Source organism: Caulobacter sp. B11 (assembly GCF_002737765.1).
In the GTDB taxonomy this organism is placed as follows: domain Bacteria; phylum Pseudomonadota; class Alphaproteobacteria; order Caulobacterales; family Caulobacteraceae; genus Caulobacter.
Window position 1 is genome coordinate 1 of record NZ_PEGG01000247.1, and the last position, 4,556, is coordinate 4,556.

Annotated in this window: 5 protein-coding genes and 1 pseudogene; 4 read left to right on the forward strand and 2 right to left on the reverse strand. The window is 65.8% G+C overall.

All coding sequences use genetic code 11. The annotated features are described in order from the left end of the window. Positions 1-249: 249 nt before the first annotated feature. From CSW58_RS10295 to CSW58_RS10310, 4 genes and pseudogenes are all read left to right on the forward strand, one after another. The gene (locus CSW58_RS10295; protein ID WP_099447224.1) at positions 250-945 is read left to right on the forward strand and encodes a DnaJ family molecular chaperone; all 696 of its coding nucleotides are present in this window, start codon (positions 250-252) and stop codon (positions 943-945) included. A gap of 95 nt (positions 946-1,040) precedes the next feature. Next, positions 1,041-1,340 (forward strand): hypothetical protein, encoded by a 300-nt coding sequence (locus CSW58_RS10300; RefSeq protein WP_099447228.1) that lies wholly within the window; start codon positions 1,041-1,043, stop codon positions 1,338-1,340. Between the two features lie 117 nt (positions 1,341-1,457). Continuing rightward, on the forward strand, positions 1,458-1,748 hold the full coding sequence (locus tag CSW58_RS10305; protein ID WP_099447225.1) for a putative quinol monooxygenase: 291 nt from the start codon (positions 1,458-1,460) through the stop codon (positions 1,746-1,748). Between the two features lie 5 nt (positions 1,749-1,753). Beyond that, positions 1,754-2,964: pseudogene (locus CSW58_RS10310) on the forward strand (acyl-CoA dehydrogenase family protein). Positions 2,965-3,102: 138 nt separating this feature from the next. Here CSW58_RS10310 and CSW58_RS10315 read toward each other — a convergent pair. Further along, positions 3,103-3,927, reverse strand: coding sequence for a hypothetical protein (locus CSW58_RS10315; RefSeq protein ID WP_143755166.1), 825 nt, complete (start codon positions 3,925-3,927; stop codon positions 3,103-3,105). Positions 3,928-3,986: 59 nt separating this feature from the next. Continuing rightward, positions 3,987-4,448, reverse strand: a complete 462-nt coding sequence (locus CSW58_RS10320) for a DUF1425 domain-containing protein (RefSeq protein WP_161494600.1) — start codon at positions 4,446-4,448, stop codon at positions 3,987-3,989. Positions 4,449-4,556 lie beyond the last annotated feature (108 nt).

Consider the following 4,556-nt stretch of genomic DNA (forward strand, 5'->3'; position numbering starts at 1 on the left):
GTCGCAATGGGACCGGAGCAAGGCGCCGCGCGCAAGGTTGCGCAGTCGAACACCAAGCGTCGCCATAACGACACAGGTGGGGTGAAGGCTCCCGTACCTGTCAAAGTTTTAAGGTGCACTGCAGCGCGCCATGGGTGGGGATGGCGTGGGAATGTGTTAGAAAGGGTGCTGGCAGCATGATCCGCCTGGGGTTTGTTGCGTAGCTACGCCGTCTCCAATCCGCCACGCTTCTGGACTCAACTGCCCCGCATGACCTTCTGGCGCAACATCGCGAGCATCGCCGCCCGGCGGTTGGACCTGGCCGAGTGCCCGGACTGTCCGGCCGGCCTGCCCGGTCAGGATCCGGCGTTCTCAACGGCGGTGACCGCGCTCGGGGCCAAGCTGGCCAAGGCCGACGGAGCGGCCGACGGGCACGAATTCGCCGCCTTCGCCGAGGTCTTCCACCCCGACCCTGCCTCGGAACAGAACATCCACCGGCTCTACGATCTGGCGCGGCAAACGACCCACGGCTTCGAAAGCTACGCCAAGCGGCTGGCCAAGCGTTATCGCACCTGTCCGCAGTTGCTCGAGGATGTGCTGGACGGCCTGTTCCACATCGCCAAGGCCGATGGCGCGGTGACCCAGGACGAGATGAACTATCTGGAGCGGGTGTCGGATCTGTTTGGTCTCTCGCCCCTGTCGTTCCGGCGCCTCAGCGCCACCCATATCGGGGCCGGGGCGGACGATCCCTACACGATCCTCGCCGTGCCGCATGACGCAGAGGACGCCGTGGTCCGCAGCGCCTGGAAGACGGCCCTGTCGGCCGCGCACCCTGATCGCGCCCGGGCCCGCGGTCTGCCGGCGGAGTTCATCGAGGTGGCGGAGGCCAAGTCGGCGGCGATCAACGAGGCCTTCACCACGGTGATGCGCGAACGGCGCGACCTGGGTCTGGCGGCGGTGGGCTGACGGAAATTCGCTTGGCTGAACGCCTGGCCGGGTGTTCAGTTGACGTTCAGAACTTGTGACCCATCTTAGTACCGTAGCCGGCAAGGACGATGATCATGATCACGAGCGCCACGGGTAATGGTTCGGCCTTGCGCGCCATCGGCGTTCTGCTCGGCGCGGTCGCCACCTCGATCGCTGTGGCCGTGACCGCCGTCTTGGCCGTGATGTTCGCCGCGACCCTGGTGGTCATCGGTTTCATGGGCGCGGCCCTGCTGGGTTTGACCGCCTTCGCCCTGCGCGCCCGCCGCACCGGCGCCGCCCGGGCCGCCGCCGCGACCGGCGATCCCACCCTGATCGAGGCGCGTAACACGGGCGGCCATTCCTGGGTGGCCTACGGCTGGAACGAGCGGCGCTAGGAACAGCCTTCGTCCGGCGAACCTGGCGCCGACTGACCCTGGGTCAGCCAACCAAGGCCTTGCTCTCCGCCTCGCCATCCCCGACACTGCCTTCAAACAAGCGTTTGGGAGGCGAGCATGATTGGTGTCGTGGCGACGTTGAAGGTCCAGGTCGACAAGGCCGGTGACTTCGAAAAGGTGTTCCTCGATCTGGCGGCCAAGGTGAAGGCCAATGAGCCGGGTTGCCTGATGTACCAACTGACCAAGAGCAAGACCGAGGCCGGGACCTATAAGGTGCTCGAGTTGTACGCCTCGATGGATGACCTCAAGGCCCACGGCGGCACCGACTATTTCAAGGCCGGCGGCGTGGCCATGGGCCCGTTCATGGCCGGTCGTCCCGAGATCGAATATCTGGACGCGGTGGAGTAGCCACCATGGATCTCGCCTTCTCAGCCGAAGACCTGGCCTTCCAGCAGGAGGTCCGCGACTGGATCGCCTCCGCCTATGACGAGGATCTGCGCCGGCAGATGAGCCAGTCCAAGAACGGCTATCTGGACAAGGCCGGTCAGGTGAAGTGGCAGAAGAAGCTGTTCGAACGCGGCTGGGCGGCGCCCGATTGGCCGGTCGAGTGGGGCGGCGCCGACTTCACGCCGTCGCAACGTTACATCTTCAACATGGAACTGAGCCTGGCCGGCACGCCCAATCCCTCGCCCATGGGCCTGAAGATGTGCGCGCCCGTGGTCCTGGCCTTCGGCACCGACGAGCAGAAGCGCCAGCACCTGCCGTCGATCCTGTCGTCGGACATCTGGTGGTGCCAGGGCTATTCCGAACCCGGCTCGGGCTCGGACCTGGCCAGCCTGCAGATGAAGGCCGAGCGCGACGGCGACGACTACATCCTCAACGGCTCCAAGATCTGGACCACCCAGGCCCAGTGGGCCGACTGGATGTTCTGCCTGGTGCGTACCTCGACCGAGGGCAAGCCGCAGAACGGCATCTCGTTCCTGCTGTTGCGGATGGACACTCCCGGCATCCAGATCAAGGCCCTGCCGACCCTGGACGGTCCGGCCGAGGGCGAGCAGGAGATCAATCAGGTCTTCTTCGACAATGTTCGCGTGCCGATCGCCAACCGGATCGGCGAGGAGAACAAGGGCTGGACCTACGCCAAGTACCTGCTCGAGTTCGAACGCGGCAACGCCTACGCGCCCGGCCTGATGAACATGCTGCGCAAGGTTCGCAAGATCGCCTCGATCGAGCGGGCCGATGACGGCGGGGTGCTGATCGACGATCCCGAGTTCCGCTCCAAGATCGCCAATCTGGAAATCGCCGTGGAGTCGCTGAACGCTACCGAACTGCGGATCTTCTCCGGTCGTGGCGCGGGCAAGGCCGTGGGACCGGCCTCGTCGATGCTGAAATGCGCGGGCTCCGAAGCCCAGCAGGCGATCACCGAACTGACCCTGGAAGCGGTGGGCGCCTATGCCGCGCCCTTCGTCCAGGACACCTGGGCCCCGACCAATGACGGCCGGGCGGTCCTGACTATGCCGGGCCCGCCGCGCCGGCCTATTTCAACTACCGCAAGGCCTCGATCTATGCCGGATCCAACGAGATCCAGCGCAACATCATGGCCAAGCTGGTGCTCGGACTCTGATTGAGACGTGAACAATCCTCCCCCTGAAGGGGAGGAGGCCGTCAGGCCGGAGGGGGAAGGCTGCAGAGAGCCTGCAATGACATCCCCTCCGTCGCCTTTGGCGACACCTCCCCCATCAGGGGAGGATCGTCTGAACGGTTAGCGCAGCTTGGCCATGGTTTCGTAGGCCAACTGGGCGCCGACCAGATCGTCGGTCCTGGTGCTGACGGCCGCTCGGCGCTCGAAGCCGCGTTCGCCGGCCACCAGTCGGCTCGGGCCCTTGGGCGGCTCGCCCGAGGTCACGAACTGGGCCCGAACCTCCGCGCTCGGTAGATAGGTCACCCGGATCGTCACGCTCATGCCGGTGGCAGCGTTGTAGTTTCGGTTGGGGAGCACCTCGATCAGGTACTTGATGCCCTGGTTGAGGGCCTCGGTTTCCATCCACTGCTTGTCGAGGCGCTCGTCCTTGGCGACCTTTCGCGACACCTGACGCATCATGGCCTCGCGGCTGATCATCTTGCCGCCGGCATTGATGAAGGCGCTCAAGAATCCGGACTCCAGCCCCTGGGAGAAGGCCGGGTTCATGTTGGCGTATTGGGTGTCGGTCACGCGGTTGACGCCGACCGTGGTCTCGCTGATCGCCACGCTGGAGGCTTGACCGCGGCTGGCCGCCACGCCCCAGCCGGCCACGGCCGCGCCGCTGGTCTGACTGGCCGCGCCGGCCACGGAGGTGACGCGACCCTCATATTCCGTGGTCGCGTCATCGGTCAGTTCCCGGTTCCAGAACACCAGGATCGTCGGCCGACCGGCCCGGGCGTACCAGGTCGAAAAGGCCGCGCGGGCCGCGTCATTGCTCGCACCAGGATTGACCGCCGGCGGGGGCGTGTTGACGGCGGGAAGGCCCTCCCGGTACTGGGCCGCCGCGCCGGTCGCCGAAAAGCAAAACAGCAGCGCCGCGCCGCACAGGATCTTCATCGCCGTCATGGTCGGGTCTCCCTTCAGGTATCCGCTGGCCTAGGGCGCTAGGCGAAAGTGCGAGGGCTCTATTGGGCGCCGCGAATTTCGACGTAGTACTGGGCCGAGCTCTGCTTGATCGAAATCTGCTCGAAGGTGACCATCGACTGCGGCTGGGCGAACAGCTTGGTCCAGGAGGTCGCCGAGTCGACCGGCACGCCATTCCCGTCGTACCAGGACACCCGGGCTTCCAGCGGGATCGGGGTCTGGGTCTTGTTGCGGATCTGGACGGTGATCTTCGAGAACCCCGTCTGGGTGCGCGACACATAGGCGCCTTCGACGTCGAGGGCGCTGTCGACCTTGTTCTTGCGTCCGACATAGGCGGCCAGGCTGTCGTCGATCACCCGCACCGAGTTGAGCGCGGGGCGCTCATTGTTTTGCTGGTCGATACGCACGCCGCCTTCAGGGGCGGGGGTCTCGCAGCCGGCGAGGCTGACGGCGATCACCAGGCCGGCGGCGGCCAGAAGCGTGCGGGTGGGAAGCTTGGTCATGGCGAGGGTCCTTTTGTCGGCTTTGATCATGAGGATCAGCGGGATCTGACGAGCGCCAGCACGGCGCCCCTCGGATCGGTCTGGTACTGGACGTCCTTGTCGAGCCCG